The sequence below is a fragment of the Pelolinea submarina genome, assembly GCF_003966975.1.
GTDB lineage: Bacteria > Chloroflexota > Anaerolineae > Anaerolineales > Anaerolineaceae > Pelolinea > Pelolinea submarina.
The window spans coordinates 1,053,417-1,070,635 of sequence record NZ_AP018437.1 but is presented as its reverse complement, the minus strand read 5'-3'; the positions used below and the strand labels follow the sequence as shown (position 1 = coordinate 1,070,635).

General features: G+C 55.0%; 14 protein-coding genes. 6 read left to right on the top strand and 8 right to left on the bottom strand.

Features of this window, described 5'->3' with window-relative positions; translation table 11 throughout:
- The first annotated feature begins 44 nt into the window (after positions 1–44).
- Positions 45–2,789 (top strand): PEP/pyruvate-binding domain-containing protein, encoded by a 2,745-nt coding sequence (locus Pelsub_RS04735; protein ID WP_116224871.1) that lies wholly within the window; start codon positions 45–47, stop codon positions 2,787–2,789.
- Positions 2,790–2,878: 89 nt separating this feature from the next.
- Here the strand turns inward: Pelsub_RS04735 and Pelsub_RS04730 are convergent, their stop codons facing one another.
- Genes Pelsub_RS04730 through Pelsub_RS04720 form a run of 3 tightly spaced genes read right to left on the bottom strand, consistent with a single transcriptional unit; the run spans position 2,879 to position 6,890 of the window.
- Positions 2,879–5,053 (bottom strand): cellulose biosynthesis cyclic di-GMP-binding regulatory protein BcsB, encoded by a 2,175-nt coding sequence (locus Pelsub_RS04730; RefSeq protein ID WP_158674983.1) that lies wholly within the window; start codon positions 5,051–5,053, stop codon positions 2,879–2,881.
- A gap of 18 nt (positions 5,054–5,071) precedes the next feature.
- Positions 5,072–6,139, bottom strand: coding sequence for a YveK family protein (locus tag Pelsub_RS04725; RefSeq protein WP_116224873.1), 1,068 nt, complete (start codon positions 6,137–6,139; stop codon positions 5,072–5,074).
- Between the two features lie 52 nt (positions 6,140–6,191).
- The gene (locus Pelsub_RS04720) at positions 6,192–6,890 is read right to left on the bottom strand and encodes a sortase family protein (protein WP_126440398.1); all 699 of its coding nucleotides are present in this window, start codon (positions 6,888–6,890) and stop codon (positions 6,192–6,194) included.
- Between the two features lie 242 nt (positions 6,891–7,132).
- Between Pelsub_RS04720 and Pelsub_RS04715 the strand changes: the two genes are divergently transcribed.
- The 5 genes from Pelsub_RS04715 to Pelsub_RS04695 all read left to right on the top strand — a co-directional run bounded on the left by Pelsub_RS04715 (position 7,133) and on the right by Pelsub_RS04695 (position 12,869).
- Positions 7,133–8,260: a cytochrome c3 family protein gene (locus Pelsub_RS04715; protein ID WP_116224875.1), complete on the top strand. Its 1,128-nt coding sequence runs from the start codon at positions 7,133–7,135 to the stop codon at positions 8,258–8,260.
- A gap of 15 nt (positions 8,261–8,275) precedes the next feature.
- Positions 8,276–9,595, top strand: a complete 1,320-nt coding sequence (locus Pelsub_RS04710; RefSeq protein ID WP_116224876.1) for a ferredoxin reductase family protein — start codon at positions 8,276–8,278, stop codon at positions 9,593–9,595.
- 229 nt (positions 9,596–9,824) lie between these two features.
- Positions 9,825–10,805: an L-lactate dehydrogenase gene (locus tag Pelsub_RS04705; RefSeq protein ID WP_116224877.1), complete on the top strand. Its 981-nt coding sequence runs from the start codon at positions 9,825–9,827 to the stop codon at positions 10,803–10,805.
- A 53-nt stretch (positions 10,806–10,858) separates the two neighbouring features.
- The gene (locus tag Pelsub_RS04700; RefSeq protein ID WP_116224878.1) at positions 10,859–11,425 is read left to right on the top strand and encodes a TetR/AcrR family transcriptional regulator; all 567 of its coding nucleotides are present in this window, start codon (positions 10,859–10,861) and stop codon (positions 11,423–11,425) included.
- A gap of 67 nt (positions 11,426–11,492) precedes the next feature.
- The gene (locus Pelsub_RS04695) at positions 11,493–12,869 is read left to right on the top strand and encodes an alpha-amylase family glycosyl hydrolase (RefSeq protein ID WP_116224879.1); all 1,377 of its coding nucleotides are present in this window, start codon (positions 11,493–11,495) and stop codon (positions 12,867–12,869) included.
- Positions 12,870–12,878: 9 nt separating this feature from the next.
- Here the strand turns inward: Pelsub_RS04695 and Pelsub_RS04690 are convergent, their stop codons facing one another.
- The 5 genes from Pelsub_RS04690 to Pelsub_RS04670 all read right to left on the bottom strand — a co-directional run bounded on the left by Pelsub_RS04690 (position 12,879) and on the right by Pelsub_RS04670 (position 17,210).
- The gene (locus tag Pelsub_RS04690; RefSeq protein ID WP_116224880.1) at positions 12,879–13,850 is read right to left on the bottom strand and encodes a sugar-binding transcriptional regulator; all 972 of its coding nucleotides are present in this window, start codon (positions 13,848–13,850) and stop codon (positions 12,879–12,881) included.
- A gap of 250 nt (positions 13,851–14,100) precedes the next feature.
- Complete coding sequence (locus tag Pelsub_RS04685; RefSeq protein WP_116224881.1) at positions 14,101–14,880, bottom strand: class I fructose-bisphosphate aldolase; 780 nt, start codon at positions 14,878–14,880, stop codon at positions 14,101–14,103.
- Between the two features lie 12 nt (positions 14,881–14,892).
- Positions 14,893–15,288 (bottom strand): PTS sugar transporter subunit IIA, encoded by a 396-nt coding sequence (locus Pelsub_RS04680; RefSeq protein ID WP_116224882.1) that lies wholly within the window; start codon positions 15,286–15,288, stop codon positions 14,893–14,895.
- Between the two features lie 10 nt (positions 15,289–15,298).
- Positions 15,299–16,318 carry an alcohol dehydrogenase catalytic domain-containing protein gene (locus Pelsub_RS04675; protein ID WP_116224883.1) on the bottom strand — a complete coding sequence of 340 codons (1,020 nt, stop codon included), beginning with the start codon at positions 16,316–16,318 and terminating at the stop codon, positions 15,299–15,301.
- Between the two features lie 73 nt (positions 16,319–16,391).
- Positions 16,392–17,210 carry a PTS system mannose/fructose/sorbose family transporter subunit IID gene (locus tag Pelsub_RS04670; RefSeq protein ID WP_158674982.1) on the bottom strand — a complete coding sequence of 273 codons (819 nt, stop codon included), beginning with the start codon at positions 17,208–17,210 and terminating at the stop codon, positions 16,392–16,394.
- Between the last annotated feature and the right edge of the window lie 9 nt (positions 17,211–17,219).

The window sequence follows — 17,219 nt, the reverse complement described above, 5'->3', positions numbered from 1 at the left end:
AATAAATTTTATAAATCTTATTGTTTAGAAAGCAACACAAAATAATGCAATTTACCAATTCAGATTTTCATTCTCTCATCCAACCGCTGGGTTCGCAAACCCTCAATTTGGAGAACGCCGGCGGTAAGGGAGCCAATCTGGCCCGCCTGATTCAGGCGGGTTTTCACGTCACCGGCGGGTTTGCGATCCTTACCCAGGCCTACCGGGATTATCTCCAACAAAACAACCTGACCCAGTCCATCCAGGCCGAGCTTGCTCAATTGGAATCCGCCGGTGCGGGTCAATTGGAAAACTGCGCGGCGGCTATCCAGGGCTTGTTCACCCAGGCCGATCTGCCGGAAACGCTTAAATCCGAGATTCGCGCGGCTTACCAAAAGCTGGATAATCATGCCGTGGCGGTGCGTTCCTCCGCCACCACCGAAGACCTGCCCGAAGCCAGTTTCGCCGGGCAGCAGGACACGTATCTCAACGTGCAGGGCGAGGAAGCATTGTTCAAGGCCGTGCAGGGCTGCTGGGCCAGCTTGTGGAACGCGCGCGCCATCGATTACCGCCGCCATAACCATATCCCGCAGCTGTCGGCCGCCATTGCGGTGGTCGTGCAGGAAATGGTGGAAAGCCAGGCTTCGGGTGTGCTCTTCACCGCCAACCCGCTCAACGGCATCCGTACCGAAACGGTCATAGACGCCACTCTGGGGCTGGGCGAAGCGCTGGTCTCCGGCCAGGTGGAACCCGACCATTTTGTAATTGACACAACCGGCAGCAAGATTTTATCCAGGACACTGGGCGCCAAGAAAGTCATCATTCAATCCGCCAAAGGCGGCGGGACGAAGACTTCGACCAACGCCGGTAAGGACAGCCAGGCCATCTCCGATGCGCATGCGTTGAAACTGGCGCGCCTGGGCCAACAAGTTGCTGAACATTTCGGCATCCCGCAGGATATCGAATGGGCCATTCAGGATGAGCAACTCTTCCTGCTGCAGGCCCGTCCCATCACCACGCTTTATCCGCTGCCGCAGGGGTTGCCGGCCGAACCGCTCAAGGTGCTGTTCTCCTTCGCCGCCATCCAGGGAGTATTGGCTCCTCTGACCCCGCTGGGGATGGACACGCTTAAGTTGGTTTTCGCCACCGGTGCCGAACTATTCAACATCAAGGTAGATCAGGAAAGCCAGACCATCTTGTATGAAGCCGGGCAGCGCCTGTGGGTTAACTTCACCCCGATTCTGACCAATTCGCTGGGCCGCAAGATTACGCCGTATGTGCTGGACCAGATCGAGCCCACCATCGGCCAGGCGGTTACGCAGATCAAGGATGATCCGCGCTTGAAACCGGCCAAAGACGGCGTCAGCCTGTCTGCGCGCTTGAGACTGGCGCGCTTTGGCCTGCCGCTGGCCGGCAATGTTTTGAAGAATATGCTCGCGCCGCACAAACGCCGGGAGCATATTGTGTTGGCTGGGGAAAAGGTGCTGGCAATAATGGAGGAAATGAGCGCCCAGGCGCAGGGTGACCGCTACGAAAAGCTGGCCTGGCGCGTGGAATTACTTCCGCGCGTTTTGGAACGCTATCTGGGCCACAACTTTATATTATTTGTCTCCGGCGTGGCTGCCGGAATGGCTTCCTGGAACCTGCTCAAGATGATCTGCAACAAATCCGCCCCCTATCTGACAGCCGATCAAAAGGCGGATATGGATAAATTGACACTGAAGATCACGCGCGGCATGCCCAACAACCCCACCACTCAAATGGACCTGGCTTTGTGGCGCATTGCTAAGGCCATCCGCCAGGATCCGGCCGTATTGCGGCTCTTCCGTGAAAACGAGGCAAGCGAGTTGAACCGCTTGTATGCCGGCGGGCGGCTGCCGCCGGCAGCCGCGCAGGAGATCGACGCCTTTCTGAAAGTCTACGCTGGGCGCGGGCTGGGCGAGATCGATATGGGCAGCAGCCGCTGGGGCGAAGATCCCACGCACGTGTTCGAGATGCTGAACGGATATCTTTCCATTGAAAACCCGGATATGGCGCCGGATGTGGTCTTCGAGCGCAGCGCGCAGGAAGCCCAATCTGCCATCGACGAGTTGGTACATCTAGCCGGGCAAAATGGAGGCGGCCGCCGCCGCGCGCGCCGTGCACGCTTTCTGGCCGGTCGCATGCGCAACCTGATGGGGCTGCGCGAGAGTCCCAAATTCTTCGTCGTACGCCTGTTCTGGATCGCGCACCGCGCGTTGGAAGAATCGGGGCAGGATTTTGTGGATGCAGGTGTGTTGGAACAAGCCGAGGATATCTTCTTTCTGACCACCAACGAAATCCGCGCGCTTGCAGGGGGCGAAGAACGGGATTGGCGCTCGCTTGTGGCCGCGCGCCGCGAAGTTCGCAGGCGCGAACTGGCCCGCCGCCAGATCCCGCGCCTGCTGCTCAGCAATGGGCGCGCGTTCTACGAGGGTATCCAGGCTGAGGACGTTGGAGCCGGCAGTCTGGTTGGCAGTCCGGTCTCACCCGGCAGCGTGCAGGGGCGTGTGCGCGTGGTGTTGGATCCGCGCAAGGCGCAATTGCAATCCGGCGAGATCATGGTCTGCCCGGGCACCGATCCTTCCTGGACGCCGCTCTTCCTGACCGCGGCCGGCCTGGTGATGGAAACCGGCGGCATGATGACCCACGGCGCTGTGGTCGCGCGCGAGTACGGCATTCCCGCCATCGTGGGCGTGGACCGCGCCACACAGCGCCTGAAAACCGGCCAGCTCATCCGTATAAACGGCTCCAGCGGGCGCATCACTTTGGTGGAAGAGGAAGCATCCTAACGCCGACTGAGCCTGTCGAAGCCTGCAGTAAATTCAAAAAGAACCCTGAGCTCTGTCGAAGGGTTCTTTTTGAATTAAATTCTGAAAAATTATTTTCGCTTGGGTTTGGCGGTCGCCATCCAAAGGATGTACAGCGCGGTCAGGATGACCGAACCGGCCAACAGGTAGAAATTGGCTTTCTCCATGTTCTTGCCCAGCAGGCGTTCATACCATTTCACCGTTCCGCCCTCGTCCTCAGCCGCGCTGACCGGTTTTTCGATCAACAGGCCGTGGCCGTTCCCTTCTCCATCGATAACCGTTACATTGGCAGAAGAGGATAATTCATCCGTCAATCCTTGTAGTGCGGCAGCGACAGCCGAGGTCAGGCCGCCCGCGGAGCTGCCCGCCAGGCAGAATAGAGGCGCGTTGCTGTCCGGCTGCCGTGTGATCTGCAGCACACCCAAGCCCTGTTCTCCCGCAGTCAGGAACTGGACACCCTCAAAAGATAAGGAGGGCAGCGCCCCGTTCGCTTCAAACGGCAGCGGCAGAGTTTCGTTCCAGGCGCTGGCGGCAATTTTGGCCGTGCCCCCAATCAGCAGGACCGATTGTCCGCTCAAGCTTTGCGGATCGCCCTCCAGGAAGGCAGCCGACGGTTGCAGCTGGCCAGAAGCCGTGAATGCACCCAAGCGGTAAGCCAGGTCGGCGGCGTACAGCCAGCTTTGCCAATCGTCCGCGGCGGATACAAAGGTCAGGGTGGACAAACGCTCATCTGTCAGGAGCGCCTGCGGGAAATCGTTCAAAAGCAGGTCGCCCGCCTGCGCGCCGCCTTCTTCCAAAACAGGAGGCAGGTGCAGGTAGGAATCGCCCAGCACCGAAACCCAGAAATTTCCGCTGCGCTCGTCGGCGCACAAATCCTGCGGCACGATGCTGGTTGTGATCTCCAGGGTATTCTGCAGCGGCCGGATGATGTCCGGCGGCAGGATGATGCGTGCCAGGCCGTTCTCGGCTGACTGGTCGCTGAAACGGATACTGCCGATCTTGGTGCCGTTGATGCTGATCGTCAGGCTGGACTGTAAATAATCAATCAACTGCGAATGCCGGAAATACACTTCGATGTAGGCTTCCGGGCTGATATTGGCATCTGCGGGCATATTAAAGGGAATGGTGAAAGTCGTGTCACCCAACTGCTCCGCCAGCAGGTTATCATCCGCGCGCAGGGAAGTCAGGCTCATGTCGATAATGGTCTGGGTGCTGCCTTTTTCCAACCGGTTGATCACAGCCGCCTGCCCGTTGGCATACGGCAGAAAATCCGCGGCTGCCAGGCCGGCGCTGGCCTTCTGCAAACCCACCGCATCTTGCCCGCCGACCAGCAGCAAGGCCCGGCCCAGGTTCCAGGGAGAAGGCAGCAGCATGAGCAGTCCATCTTCCGCGCCGGCGCCCGCGGGGGGCTGCAGCGCATCCGCCGGCACCCCGCTGCCCGCCAGATAAGAGCGCCAGGTTTCCAGCGGCCCGATCAGGATGAGCTGCGCGTCGGTCAATTCGGCCGCGCTGATTTTATCGCTGGTCATCACGTTGAAATCCAGCGCGCCCTGGCTGTGCCGGCCCAAGCCGGCCGCCACCGAAAGCAGGGCTGACAGGCTGCTTTCATCCGGATTGGCCGGAATGAGCAATGTCAGGGTATGCGCCTGGATATCCGTTTGGCTGAAGAAAGGCAGCGGAAAATCACTCAGGCTTAGTTCAACCTGTTGGGTCACATACGAAAATTGCAGGGTCGAAGCGGGGTCAAGGTACAGCGCGGAGGTGACGCCGTAGGCACAAGCGGCCGCTGCGTCCCAGGCGATACGCAATTGGTTTTGCGCCGGGTAAGGCGCGGCCAGTTGCGGATCAATTTCGAAGCTGAGCGCGTTCTCGGCGCTGGTGTCCACTTCGGTCATGTTGATCAAGGTTTCATTTAAATACACCGATAATGTGCCCTTGATACCGGTTGTGTTTTCCAATTCCGGAGTATCTGCGAAAGCCTGCATCAAAGACTGGAAATCGCTGCGGAAGCGCAGCTCCATCTGCAGCGGCGCGTTCAACGACCAATCTGCCGGCAGTGCAAAATCCGCTTCGGTCTCCTGATAGGGGCCGGTTAAATTTAACGAACCTGAGAATTTCAGGTCGGACAATTTCAACGTCAGGCTGGAAGCCTCCCCCTGCTCAAATCCGGCGGCCTGCACAGGCGAAAAGATAAACAGCGCCAACGCCGCCAGGAGGCTCAATAACTGGAAGGATTTTTGTTTCATTCTACGCATCCCGTCCGATTAATCGTGCTCCTCTTTATCCCATACGTCGATTTTGCTCATAACCGCTTCCAATCCTTCTTCGCTATCGGCGGTCTGTGCATTCACCTTGGGATCCAACTGAATTTGCTCGCTATCCTCCACACCATAAGTGAAAGCAGCGCTGAATACATCTTGAATCCGCTGCGATACGATGTTGGAACCCTTCTGCGGTGTATGCGGGAGAACGATTGCGAATGTGTCATCCTTCCAGCGCGCCACCAGATCGTTTCCTTTAAGCTGATCCTTGAAGCGGCGCACCAATTCTGTAGCTACTTTCTTGCGGGAAAACCCTGGCAGCACCCGGAAGAATTCCGGCAGGTTGGTTACGACTACCGAGACTACTGTAACAGGATATTGTTTGGTGTCTTTCTTTAATATAGCCAGGGTCTTCTCCAGCGAACGGCGCGTGATAGCCAGGCTTTCCGCATCCAGCGAGAAGCGCTGGATGAACTGGTTCAGCGGTATCTGCATAAATTCGCGCGTGATCACGATCAACAAGCCGGTCAGCAATCCAATACCGGCCGCGATGCCTAAATTGCGGTAAGTGCGCGGCTGAATGGGCTGGCTGGTGGGTACGGCTTGATCCAGAAAATCGATCTCGAACACTGTGAAGTAGGAGTTGATGTAATAGATACCGTATTTGCCAATCTCATTAGCCAACTGCGCCGCAATTTGCGGGTTTGGCCCGTCCACGTTGAGCGCCAGAATGATGGATTCAGGATTCATCTCGGTAGCGCGCCGGTATTGCGACAGGTCAATGGAAGCAGTGTCCACAGCTTTCAACGCTTCCGTATAGACGCGCTCGCTGGAGAGAATGTCGGCATAAGTTGAAAAGATCTTGAGCGTATCCAGCGCGCTGAAAGCGCTGACCACATCGCGGCTGCTGGGCAGGTTTTTATTGGGCGCGATGATAAAGGTCGCCTGCGAACGGTAAATGGGTGTGGTGGTGGCGGATATGGCGGTCGATATCACAATAGCGATCAACACGCACAGCACGATCCACTTCCACCCCCCGCCAATGGCTTTGATTAATTGTTGTATAAACACGTACCCTCCCCAACAAATTTATTTACATTATACAGAATATCATCATAAGTTTTTAATATAAAGGCGGCGCAAGCACAAATTGCCGCCCCCATTCCGTTTCGCTGCCCTGCGCGATACAGGTTTGCAGGGTGGTATGGTAGTCGCCCATGTACACTTCCAGGAACACGTTGTTCACGGTTAGCTGTTCTCCGGTATCCAGGTCGACGAAATTGCTGTAAGGATTATCCGGCTGCAAGGCTTGGAAATCCTTGATCCGAGTAATCTCGAAATCCTCGTAATTTCCATCCCCCCACACCAGCGAGATGACGTCCCCCACAGACAAGTTAAAGAAATATCGCCCGGCCAGGTAATTGTGCGCCAGCAAGCCATGGTTGCCGGCCTTATTCCAGGGATAAAGGAAATAGGTAGCCACCTCGTCTTCCGTGCTGACGTAGCCTGGGTTGGTGGCAGGTTGGTAAACCACCCGCAGCGCCAGCACGTTATCCACCCAAATGCCAACAACCTGATCGGCTTCACCATTCTTCACATCCGCAATGAACTGGTCAAAGATCGGCAGCCAATCCGGGGTAGCCGTATACTCGGGTGTGGGCGTAGGTGTGATGGTGGGTGTGGGCGCTGGCGTTTCCGTCGGCCCAACTGTAGGAGTAAGTGTCGCGCTGTGCACCAGGGGCTGCGGCTCCTTCACCTGAGTTGAACAAGCCGCTATGAAAGAAATAAAAACTAACTGTATGATAATGAGTCTTTTCTTCATGAAATCATCCACCATAATTATGACACAACTAAACCTGTAAGTTTCAATAAAATTTTTTTAAACAATTTGTGAAATATTAATATATCCACAGGACGTGAATAACAATCGGGATCAAGGGGAAATTATTCCGTCATCTTGTATAATGAAGGTATCAGAACGCGCAAGCGTATTTTGATAATTCTCAGTTATATCCATTGTGATACAGCTTCCAGGCTGTCCAACTAACAACCTAGGAGGAAAATATGAAAAACCGCTCGTTTGTAATTACATTGATTTTGATCACGGGCGCGCTGATTGGATGGTACATATACGTCAGCGCCCAAGCCAACCAGGCCCGTTCCGTTCAGGAGGTCAGCGTGGATTGGTGGGGCTCTGCCCACGCCGATCTCACTGCCGAAGCCTTCACTCATTGGAATGAGGATGATCCGGCGGAAGTCCCGGTGAGCTGCGCCAAATGCCACAGCGGCGCCGGCTTTATCGACTACATCGGCCAGGACGGCAGCGCGGCCATGAGTGTAGACGCGCCCGCCGCGGTCAATTCCGTCATCACCTGCGAGGTCTGCCACAGCGAGCAGGCTGATGCGCTCACCAGCGCCAGTTTGCCTTCCGGCATCCAGGCCAGCGTGGGCAGCGGTAATGCCCTGTGCGCCACCTGCCACAGCGGCACCAACAGCGGCGCGGCGGTCAGCGCGGCCGAAGCCGGATTCGGTGCTGACGAGGTCATGGCCGACATTGGCTTCGTCAACCCGCACTACGCTTTCGCGGCGGCCACCTGGCTGGGCGCGGACGGCGAAGGCGGCTTTCAATATGACGGCCGGGCTTACGCCGGGCAGTTCGAACACGCGACCGGCGTGCAAAGCTGCACCCAGTGCCACGACCCGCACTCCCTGCACATGCGCGCAGATTACGAAAGCGAATCCGCCAACCTGTGCGCCACCTGCCATTCCAACGTAACCGGCTATAAGGACTATCGCGAAGTGTACGTAGACGGCATCGATTACGACGGCGACGGCCAGGTGGAAGGTCTTTATCATGAAATAGAGGGTATGCGCGAGGTACTCTACCGCGCCATGCAGGCTTACAGCGCCGAAACCAGCCAGCCCATCCTGTGGGCCGACCAGTATCCGTATTGGTATGTTGACACCAATCAGGATGGCGAAGCCGGCGAGGATGAAGTCCAATTTGCCAACGGCTTCTCAGGTTTCACCCCGCGCCTGATGCGCGCCGCCTTCAACTTCCAGTTCAGCGCCAAAGACCCCGCCGGGTATGTACACAACGGCCGCTACGTCCTGCAGCTGCTGTACGACAGCATCGCGGACCTGGCCGGAGTGGTCGACGTGGATATGAGCGCGCTGGTCCGCCCGGATTAGGCAGAAGGATAAATCATGAATACAAAAACCAAACGCGTGCTGGCCTTGGTAGTCTACCTTACGTTGATCTTCCTGCCGCTGTTCGTTTTCCTGCTGTTCCCCATGCCGCCCGGACGCAGCTTCTGGCGCGATCTTTCCGTGATGCTGGGATTCGTGGGATTATCCATGGCCGGGCTGCAGTTCCTGCCCACCGCCCGCCTGCCCTTCCTGTCCAACGTCTTCGACCTGGACGGTATTTACCGCGTACATCACCTGCTCTCGGTACTGTCGGTGCTGCTGATCTTCCTGCATCCGGTCATTCTGCTGGTCACCAATCCGTATACCTTGCTGCTGCTCAACCCCTTCACAGCGCCCTGGCGGGCGCAGGCCGGTTTGATCGGTTTGGCCGGATTGATCCTGATCGCCATCACTTCCGTACTGCGCAAGGAGCTGAAACTGGATTACAACGCCTGGCACGGGCTGCATGACCTGCTGGCGCTCATCATCGTGGTGTTCGCCGTCATCCATTTATTGAAGGTCAATTACTACATGAACGCATCCGCTATGCGCATTGCCTGGCTGGTCGAAGTGGTCATCTGGGCTGGCATGGCGCTTTATATGCGTCTGATCAAACCATGGCAGCTCAGCCGCCGGCCGTTCAAGGTCGCGCGGATCATCCCCGAAGTGGCCGATACCTGGACGCTGGTGCTCAAACCTGAAGGACACGCCGGCCTGGATTTCCACGCCGGACAGGTGGCCTGGCTCAACATCAACAGCTCGCCTTTCACGCTGCACCGCAACCCCTTCTCCATTTCCGGCAGCGCCCACCGCAAAGATGAATTGCGCTTTTCCATCAAAGCCCTGGGCGATTTCACCCGCAGCATCGGCGATTTAAAAGGCGGGGAAACCGTGTATGTGGACGGCCCTTACGGCAGTTTCTGCCCGGATTCGCCTAAAACGCTCAAAGGCCTGGTCATGCTGGCCGGCGGCATCGGCATCGCGCCGGTTATGAGCATCCTGCATACCCTGGCAGACCAAAAAGACCAACGCCCGCTGTTCCTGTTCTACGGCAACCACTCCGAAGAGAAGATCCCCTTCAAGGCCGAGATCGATCAGCTGGCGGAGCAGTTGAACCTGACCATCACACACGTGCTGGAAGTACCGGCTAAAAAGCTGAAAAGCGAAACCGGCTTTATCACAAAGGATATGCTGGCCAACACCCTGCCGGACAACCGCGCCGAGTTATATTATTTCGTTTGCGGCCCGCTGCCTATGATCGACGCCATGGAATCCAACCTGCATAAGCTACATATTCCCCATCATCAGGTGACCCTGGAAAAATACGAAATGGCTTAGGAATCCTTTTCTATTCAGTTCTTCCAAAATCAGACAGCCCTCAGTTTGCATCAGTTAACAATAAACCGGAGGGCTGTTTTAACTAAGCGAACGCTTTCCATCTTATTTATATTTATCTATTATTATTCTGATACTATTAATTATTATCTTGGGGGAAAATGAGACCATAGGGTCTTGAAAGACTTGAAACTTAGTCTTTGGGGGCAAGTCTGAGAAAGAAGGTAAAAAAATGACAAAAGCAAATGTTTTAGAAGCGCTTTCCACCACCCATAAGATCGCCATCATCGGTGCTGGTAAGGTTGGCACCACTTTCGCCTACGCATTAATGCTGGAAGGTTTAACCGGAGAGATTGTGTTGATTGACCGGGATAAGGAACGTACCGAGGGCGAGGTGATGGACCTCAACCACGCCGTGCCGCTTTCCAACCCGGTGCGCATCTGGAACGGGGATTATCCCGATGTAGCCGGTGCCAACATTGTGGTGATCTCGGCCGGTTCAGCCCAGCGCCCGGATGAAACACGCCTGGACCTGCTCAAACGCAACATCGCCATCTTCCGGCAAATCCTGCCGCAGGTGTTGAAATACAACAATGAAGCCATCCTGTTGATCGCCACCAACCCGGTGGACGTCCTCAGCTACGCCACCTGGAAGCTGACCGGCCTGCCCGCGCAGCGCGTGATCGGCTCCGGCACAGTGCTGGACACCGCCCGCTTCCGCTCCATGATCAGCCAGCGTTTTTCACTGGACGCGCGCAATGTGCATGCCTTCATCGTGGGCGAACACGGCGATTCCGAAGTCGCCATTTGGAGCTCGGCCAATATCGCCGGCATTCCCCTGCTGGACTTCTGCCAGCAAGTGGGCTGCGAGATCAGCGCCGAAGACCGCGTCAAAATGGCCAACGACGTGCGCAACGCCGCTTATGAAATCATCAAACGCAAAGGCGCAACCTTTTACGCCGTGGGGGTCGGCCTGGCGCGCATCGTGGAAAGCATCCTGCGCGACCAGCACTCCGTGCTGTCTGTCTCCAACCGGGTGCCCGGTTTCTACGGCATCGAGGACGTTTATCTCAGCCTGCCGGCCATCGTCGGCGCAGACGGCGTGGAACGTATTCTCAAGCTGAACCTGGACGAAGGCGAAACGGCCGCGCTGCAGAATTCCGCCCAGGTCATGCACGGGATCATCGAGCAGCTGGACATTCAACCCCTCTAATTTTCGCTCATTTGCTCTTGACAGATAGTGTACCGATTGGTATACTATTCTCCATGGAAAACCGCGACAACCTGCTGAAGTGTGCCCTGGATCTGTTCACTCTGAACGGCTATGATGCCGTGGGTGTGCAGACCATTTGCGACGCAGCCGGCATTACCAAGCCGACCCTGTATCACTACTTTGGCAGCAAGAGCGGGTTGTTGAATACCCTGCTGGCGGAAGAACTCAACCCTTTTCTGGCCCAATTGGAGAGCGCCGCGAATTACCGGCACGACATCACCGACACGCTCTATCAAGTGGCGCAGACGTATTTCAATTTTGGCCGTCAAAAACCGCACCTCTATCGCTTTTACCTGTCCATGTGGTTCGCGCCACATGACAGCGAAGCCTTCAAAGCCATGCAGCCCTTCAACGATCGCCAGCAAAGCCTGTTGGAGAACCTGTTTGCCGCGGCCGCATTGGATCACGGCAATATGCAGGGCCGCCAGCGCACTTACGCCGCTTCCTTCCTGGGCATGATCAATACCTACGTTATGCTGGCACTGAACGGTTTTTCGGAACTTGATGAGGATTTTGTGCGCCGTTTGCTGCACCAATTCATGCACGGTATTTTCTCATAGGGTTATATTTTTTTATCCATTAACTATACCTAACGGTATGTATATCTAATTTAGGAGATCAGGAATTATGAATCAACAAAAAACACATTGGGCCCAAGAGGCAGTTTTTTATCACATTTACCCGTTGGGTTTTTGCGGCGCCCCCGAGCGCAATGATTTTTCCAGCCCGGCGCAGGACCGTTTGGCCAAGGTCGGCCAATGGATCCCGCACATGCGCGCATTGGGTATGAACGCGCTCTATCTGGGGCCGCTGTTCGAATCCAGCGCGCACGGTTACGACACCGCCGATTACTATAAAGTTGATCGCCGCCTAGGCAGCAACAGCGACCTGCAAAAGCTGTCCGCTGAGCTGCACAACAATGGCATACGCTTGATTCTGGACGGGGTCTTCAACCATGTCGGGCGCGACTTTTGGGCTTTCCGCGACGTGCAGCAGAAGGGTGCTGCCTCTGCTTATTGCGGCTGGTTCGACGGCCTGCGCTTCGGCGAGTCCAATCCCTATGGCGACCCCTTCACCTACACCCCCTGGGAAGGGCATTACGACCTGGTCCATTTGAACCTGCGCAATCCGGACGTGCGCGCGCACCTGTTCGAGGCTGTGCGCACCTGGGTGCAGGAATTCGACATCGACGGTCTGCGCCTGGATGTGGCTTACCAGTTGGATATGGAATTTCTGCAGGAGTTGAGCGCATTCTGCCGCGCGCTCAAACCGGATTTCTTCCTGTTGGGCGAAGTGGTGCACGGCGATTACAGCCGCTGGGCCAACCCGCAGACGCTGGATTCGGTCACCAATTACGAAGCTTACAAAGGTCTGTATTCCAGCCTGGTAGACAAGAATTACTTCGAGATCGCCTACTCGCTCAACCGCGAGTTCGGCCCCGGTGGGCTGTATTGCGGACTGCCGCTCTATAATTTCGCAGACAATCACGATGTGGACCGCGTGGCCGCCAAGCTGCCCGACCCGGCCCTGCTCAACCCGCTCTACCTGCTGCTCTTCACCATGCCGGGCATCCCATCTATTTACTACGGCAGCGAATTTGGAGTAGACGGCCGCCGCAGCGCGCAGGATGACCGCCCCTTACGTCCCGCTTTGGACTTGGATCAACTACAGCGCAACGCGCCCCAGCCGCACCTGCCCGAAACCATTACCCGCCTGGCCGCCTTGCGCGCCCAGCTGCCCGCTCTGCGTTCTGGCGGCTACAGCCAATTGCATGTGGCTTCTGAGCAGCTGGCTTTCGCGCGGCTCAGCAGCGATGAATACATCGTTGTCATGCTGAACGCCGCGGCCGAGCCCGCCCGCCTGGAGTTGGATCTGCCGGTGCGCGCGGAAACCGTGGTGGATGTACTTAATAACGGAGAAGATTTTAAATTGGAAAACGGCCGGCTGGTGATAGAGGAGATTCCGCCGCGTTGGGGACGCGTATTAAAGTTGGCTGTGCGCTAAAAAAGTATTTTAATTATCGTGGGCGATGGATGAAAACTTTACTTTTTCGAGGATGCGCTGCGCGGTCAATTCATCCGTAATGAGTGTGTTGATGTATTTCGCCTTGCTGGCGCCGATGATCGCGTCTACTTTTTGATCACCGCCGGCAATGGCGATCACTTCGGGTACGCGTGCCAGTTCGTGCAGCTCGATGCTCATGATATCCTGCATCATGTAATTCACGGGTTTACCGTCTCTATCAAAGAAACGCATACAAATGTCCCCTACCGCGCCATGCTCCACCAGCCCGTTCTTCTCGATGTCGGCCACATTATCCTGGAAGATAATCTCGCTGCTGACGGGGGTTTCACCGATGCCCACCACTGCCTTATTCATGCGTTTCCACAACCCCAGCATTTCCTGCACGTTGGCTGTTTGCGTTAACTGCTCGCGCAGCTCCTTGCTATCCACAATGCCCGGCACGTAATACTGAATCCATCTTCCGCCAAAAGCATCGCTGACCTTCTGAATGATGCTGTGCACCTGTAAACTGGGTTTGATTTGTCCAATGCCGCCTAACATCGGCACAAATAAGACGTCCCGTCCGGGCTGCTGCTCCATGCTTTCAGCCAATTCATATAAGGTTCGCCCCCAGCCCAAACCGACCACATCCTCCGCTTGGATGGTATCTGCCAGATAGTGCGCGGCTGCCAGTGCAATATTGCGGCGGGTGATATTGATATCATGCACCTGGCCGGAAATGACAATGCAGTGTTTTAACTGCAGAATTTGCGATAGTTTATCGGAATATTCAGTGCTTTTATTATATGGATCGATGATATTGATAAATACAATCTTGTCATCCAGCGCTTTCTTGAGCATGCGGGAGACAGTCGGCCTCGAAATACCGAAGTTGGCCGCAATCTCATCCTGGGTTAGGTTCTGCTCGTAATATTGCCGGGCAATTTGTACTATCTTCTCAATATCGTCGTAACGTGTCATCAGGTTAGTTCATCCCTCGTAAGATCAATTTTAACATTATTGATGATTATATTATTTACTTGGAAGGATTTCGTACATAATTTTAACAATCTTTCATTACCTTTGTTCATCTGGAGTCAGCTCCCTCAATTCAAGATAATTGCTTCTGTTTCTATCCTTCAATACTTGAACGACTTATTAAAAATCAAAGCGCTTCATTCTCAGAAAATCGAAGAAACGCTCTGACAAACACAAAATAGATTGAGTTTTTTTATTTCAAGATCCCAAGCGCTGTTTCAACGGAGGAGTTGTGATGGATGATTTCCGCCACGGCGGAGGTAATCAAATCCGGACGGGGATGCCCCCATATATTACGGCCAATGGCAACCCCGCGAGCACCTGAATCGATGCTCCTCTTGACCTTCTCCAACAGCGGCCTTGGGTCATCCGATTTTTCTCCGCCCAATACCACGATCGGGATTTGCGTATTCTCCACAATTTCGCGATACCCTTTAGGATAGCCGTCCTCTTCGATAAAGAAAGTCTTGATGACATCCGCTCCGGCTTCCGCCGTCACGCGCAGCGCAGCTGAAAGTTTATTGAAATTCAGGTATTCGGATTTCGCCGGGTATCCTCCCGGAAAGACCTCGGCCATGATGGGCAAATTCCATTTATCCGCCATGGTCGCTAATTTTTGGAATTTCCAGATATTATTCGGGTCCGTGTCATCGAAGGGATATACCATCACTTTTATCATATCCACATCGTAACGCAGCGCTTGAAGCACAACCTCTTCAATATCCTGCGGAAAACTTTCCACGCTCATGATAACGGCGGAGGTGCCGATTTCCGGGCCAGCTTTGCGCAAAGTTCCCAGCGTCGTCAACAACGCATCCGCGCCGGCCGGCATGGTCTTCGCGATGATAGCTCCCGGATTTTCCAACCCGATCACGGCATCCGGCATATAAGCCGCGTGATCCATTGCCACAACCAGAATTTTTCCGTCAGCGCCAAACACACGATCCAGTCTTCGTTTCTTTCCTTCATGCATGGGGAATTCTCCTTAAAGCGGAAATCGCTTTTCAATCACGCTCAAACGCGCGGTCTTCAGGGCACATTCAACCAACTGGTCAATGTCATCGCACTGATCGCGCAAGCACAGCACTTCCATCAACATCGGCAGATTGACTCCCGTGACAAGCCGCACACGCTTGTCATTCACCCCCAACACCGCGTTCCAGGGAGTACCACCTTGCAGGTCGACAAAAACCAGCAAAGGTGCTTCCGGATCGAATGAAGCCACCAGTTCGAAGACCTTACCAATAAAATTCTCCAACCCATCGCCTTCATACAGGCACAAGGGATAAACACCCTCGCGCTCCCCCATCAGCATTTGTGCGCTGTTGATCAATGCTGTCGGTAAATCGCCATGTCCAATAATCAAAACCGGTATTTGCATGTGTGATTCCTCAATCCTGAAACAGGAGTACTTTGACCGCCTGACCCGATTTCGCTTGATCAAATCCTTCTTTAGCTTTGTCCAAAGGCAGGCGGGTTGTAATCAAAGGGGTCAGATTTACTTTTTGATGCGCGATCATATCGGCGGCCAGCCGGTAATCCGCTGTTCGGAATCCGGAAGTGCCTACCAGTGAAATCGATTGATAGTGTATTGCATATGCGGAGACCAAAAGATCCCTGTCTTTGGGCAATCCGCCGAACAAATGCACCACTCCACCTGGCCGGGCAGTGGAAATGACCGATTCCACCACTTCCGGGACGCCCACCGCGGTGATAACCACGTGAGGTCCCAGGCCACCGGTCTGCGCCGCAGCCCACTGTGCCAGATCACCATCAACCGCCGGATCATGCGTCACAGCTCCCAACTGCTCGGCCAGGGCCCGCCGTGCAGGGTTGGGTTCCGTCACCAACACCTTGGCCGCTCCCCAGGCGGAAGCCAGCAGCACATGCAGCAGCCCCATAAATCCGCCTCCCACCACCAGGATGCTCCAACCGGGTTCCCAGCGGCAAGTCTTTAATGAAAAGACCACACAGGCCAATGGCTCCGCCAATGCCGCTTCTTCATAGCTGACATCCGCGGGAATCTTCCAGGCGGTTTTCGCGGCTAATAAAGCCGGAACTGCTACTTTCTCTGCAAAGGCTCCCCCGGAAAGGAAGGTCTTATTTCGACATTGGTCCTCGCGTCCGGATAAGCAGAACCGGCAGGTCCCGCATCCGGCATAGGGCGCCACAGAAATGCGATCACCTGTCTTGAAATCAGGCAGCGCCGATTCCAGCACTTCACCAGCCAGCTCGTGTCCGAGTACCATGGGTGGCTGCATACCGGGGCGTGTTCCGCTCAACGCTTTAATATCCGTTCCACAAATACCGCTGGCATGGATGTGCAATAACAATCCTTCCGCTGAATGCGGTTCGGGATAATCGTTATCGTAGGTAATTGTATTAGGGGCGCTAAATACTGCTGCTTTCAATCTTTACTCCTTTTAGTAATCGCCGGTGTGAAAGATCCGGCGATTACTTTTTTGTTTTAGCAAATTAATTGAACTAGATCCAACCCAACACTTTCAGGACAACCGTCAGTACCATCAACAGAAGCATGACCAGGATGGGGGACATCTTTTTCTTCAGTAAGAAATAAACCAGGAAGAGTAATCCCAATGGCAACGCTTTGGGCAGGATGGAATCCAGGATTCCCTGCAAAGCTACACCGCTGCCTTCCGCTTCGGTCTGGAATAACACAACCGGGGTAGAAATGCTGATCAGGGAAGCTACCATCACGCCGGCAACTGTCATAGCCACGATTTTCGCGCCCAGCACGAATTTTTCCAGCAGGTGGCTGGTGCGAATTTGCTCGACAATACCGATGCCGCCCCGATAACCCCAGAAGAAGGGGTAATAGGTACCCAAGACAGCAATCACGCCGATCAACAACGCCACGACCACACCCATGAAGTTGCCATTGACCGCCAGGTTGGCGGCAATCGCCAGGATAATGGGATGCACCGTACCCCAGAAGAAGGAGTCGCCAACGCCCGCGAAGGGTCCCATCATGGCAACTTTCAGGTCATTGATCGCTTCGGTAGTAATGGAATCATCACTGGCCTTGGCTTCTTCCATGGCCACCATGACGCCCATAATCAGCGCGCTGAAGTAGGGATGCGTGTTATAGAACACCAAATGACGTTTGTAACCATTCCGCAATTTCTCGCCGGTGTAACCTAAAGAGCGAAAGACCGGGATCATTACCTGGGTCATGCCCAATGCCATCAGGCGTTCAAAGTTATAGTTTCCGGCAAAGTTGTTAATCCGCCAGAAGGCTCCGTATAACGCAAGTTCGTCGACTTTCTTTTGATTTTCAGCCATTTTCATACT

What these genes read in the sequence shown, in the direction of transcription:
- Pelsub_RS04705 (WP_116224877.1), top strand. Translation starts at nt 9,825, where the DNA reads ATGACAAAAGCAAATGTTTTAGAAGCGCTTTCCACCACCCATAAGATC.
- Pelsub_RS04680 (WP_116224882.1), bottom strand. Translation starts at nt 15,288, where the DNA reads ATGCAAATACCGGTTTTGATTATTGGACATGGCGATTTACCGACAGCA.
- Pelsub_RS04695 (WP_116224879.1), top strand. Translation starts at nt 11,493, where the DNA reads ATGAATCAACAAAAAACACATTGGGCCCAAGAGGCAGTTTTTTATCAC.
- Pelsub_RS04715 (WP_116224875.1), top strand. Translation starts at nt 7,133, where the DNA reads ATGAAAAACCGCTCGTTTGTAATTACATTGATTTTGATCACGGGCGCG.
- Pelsub_RS04710 (WP_116224876.1), top strand. Translation starts at nt 8,276, where the DNA reads ATGAATACAAAAACCAAACGCGTGCTGGCCTTGGTAGTCTACCTTACG.
- Pelsub_RS04685 (WP_116224881.1), bottom strand. Translation starts at nt 14,880, where the DNA reads ATGCATGAAGGAAAGAAACGAAGACTGGATCGTGTGTTTGGCGCTGAC.
- Pelsub_RS04670 (WP_158674982.1), bottom strand. Translation starts at nt 17,210, where the DNA reads ATGGCTGAAAATCAAAAGAAAGTCGACGAACTTGCGTTATACGGAGCC.
- Pelsub_RS04720 (WP_126440398.1), bottom strand. Translation starts at nt 6,890, where the DNA reads ATGAAGAAAAGACTCATTATCATACAGTTAGTTTTTATTTCTTTCATA.
- Pelsub_RS04690 (WP_116224880.1), bottom strand. Translation starts at nt 13,850, where the DNA reads ATGACACGTTACGACGATATTGAGAAGATAGTACAAATTGCCCGGCAA.
- Pelsub_RS04700 (WP_116224878.1), top strand. Translation starts at nt 10,859, where the DNA reads ATGGAAAACCGCGACAACCTGCTGAAGTGTGCCCTGGATCTGTTCACT.
- Pelsub_RS04730 (WP_158674983.1), bottom strand. Translation starts at nt 5,053, where the DNA reads ATGAAACAAAAATCCTTCCAGTTATTGAGCCTCCTGGCGGCGTTGGCG.
- Pelsub_RS04735 (WP_116224871.1), top strand. Translation starts at nt 45, where the DNA reads ATGCAATTTACCAATTCAGATTTTCATTCTCTCATCCAACCGCTGGGT.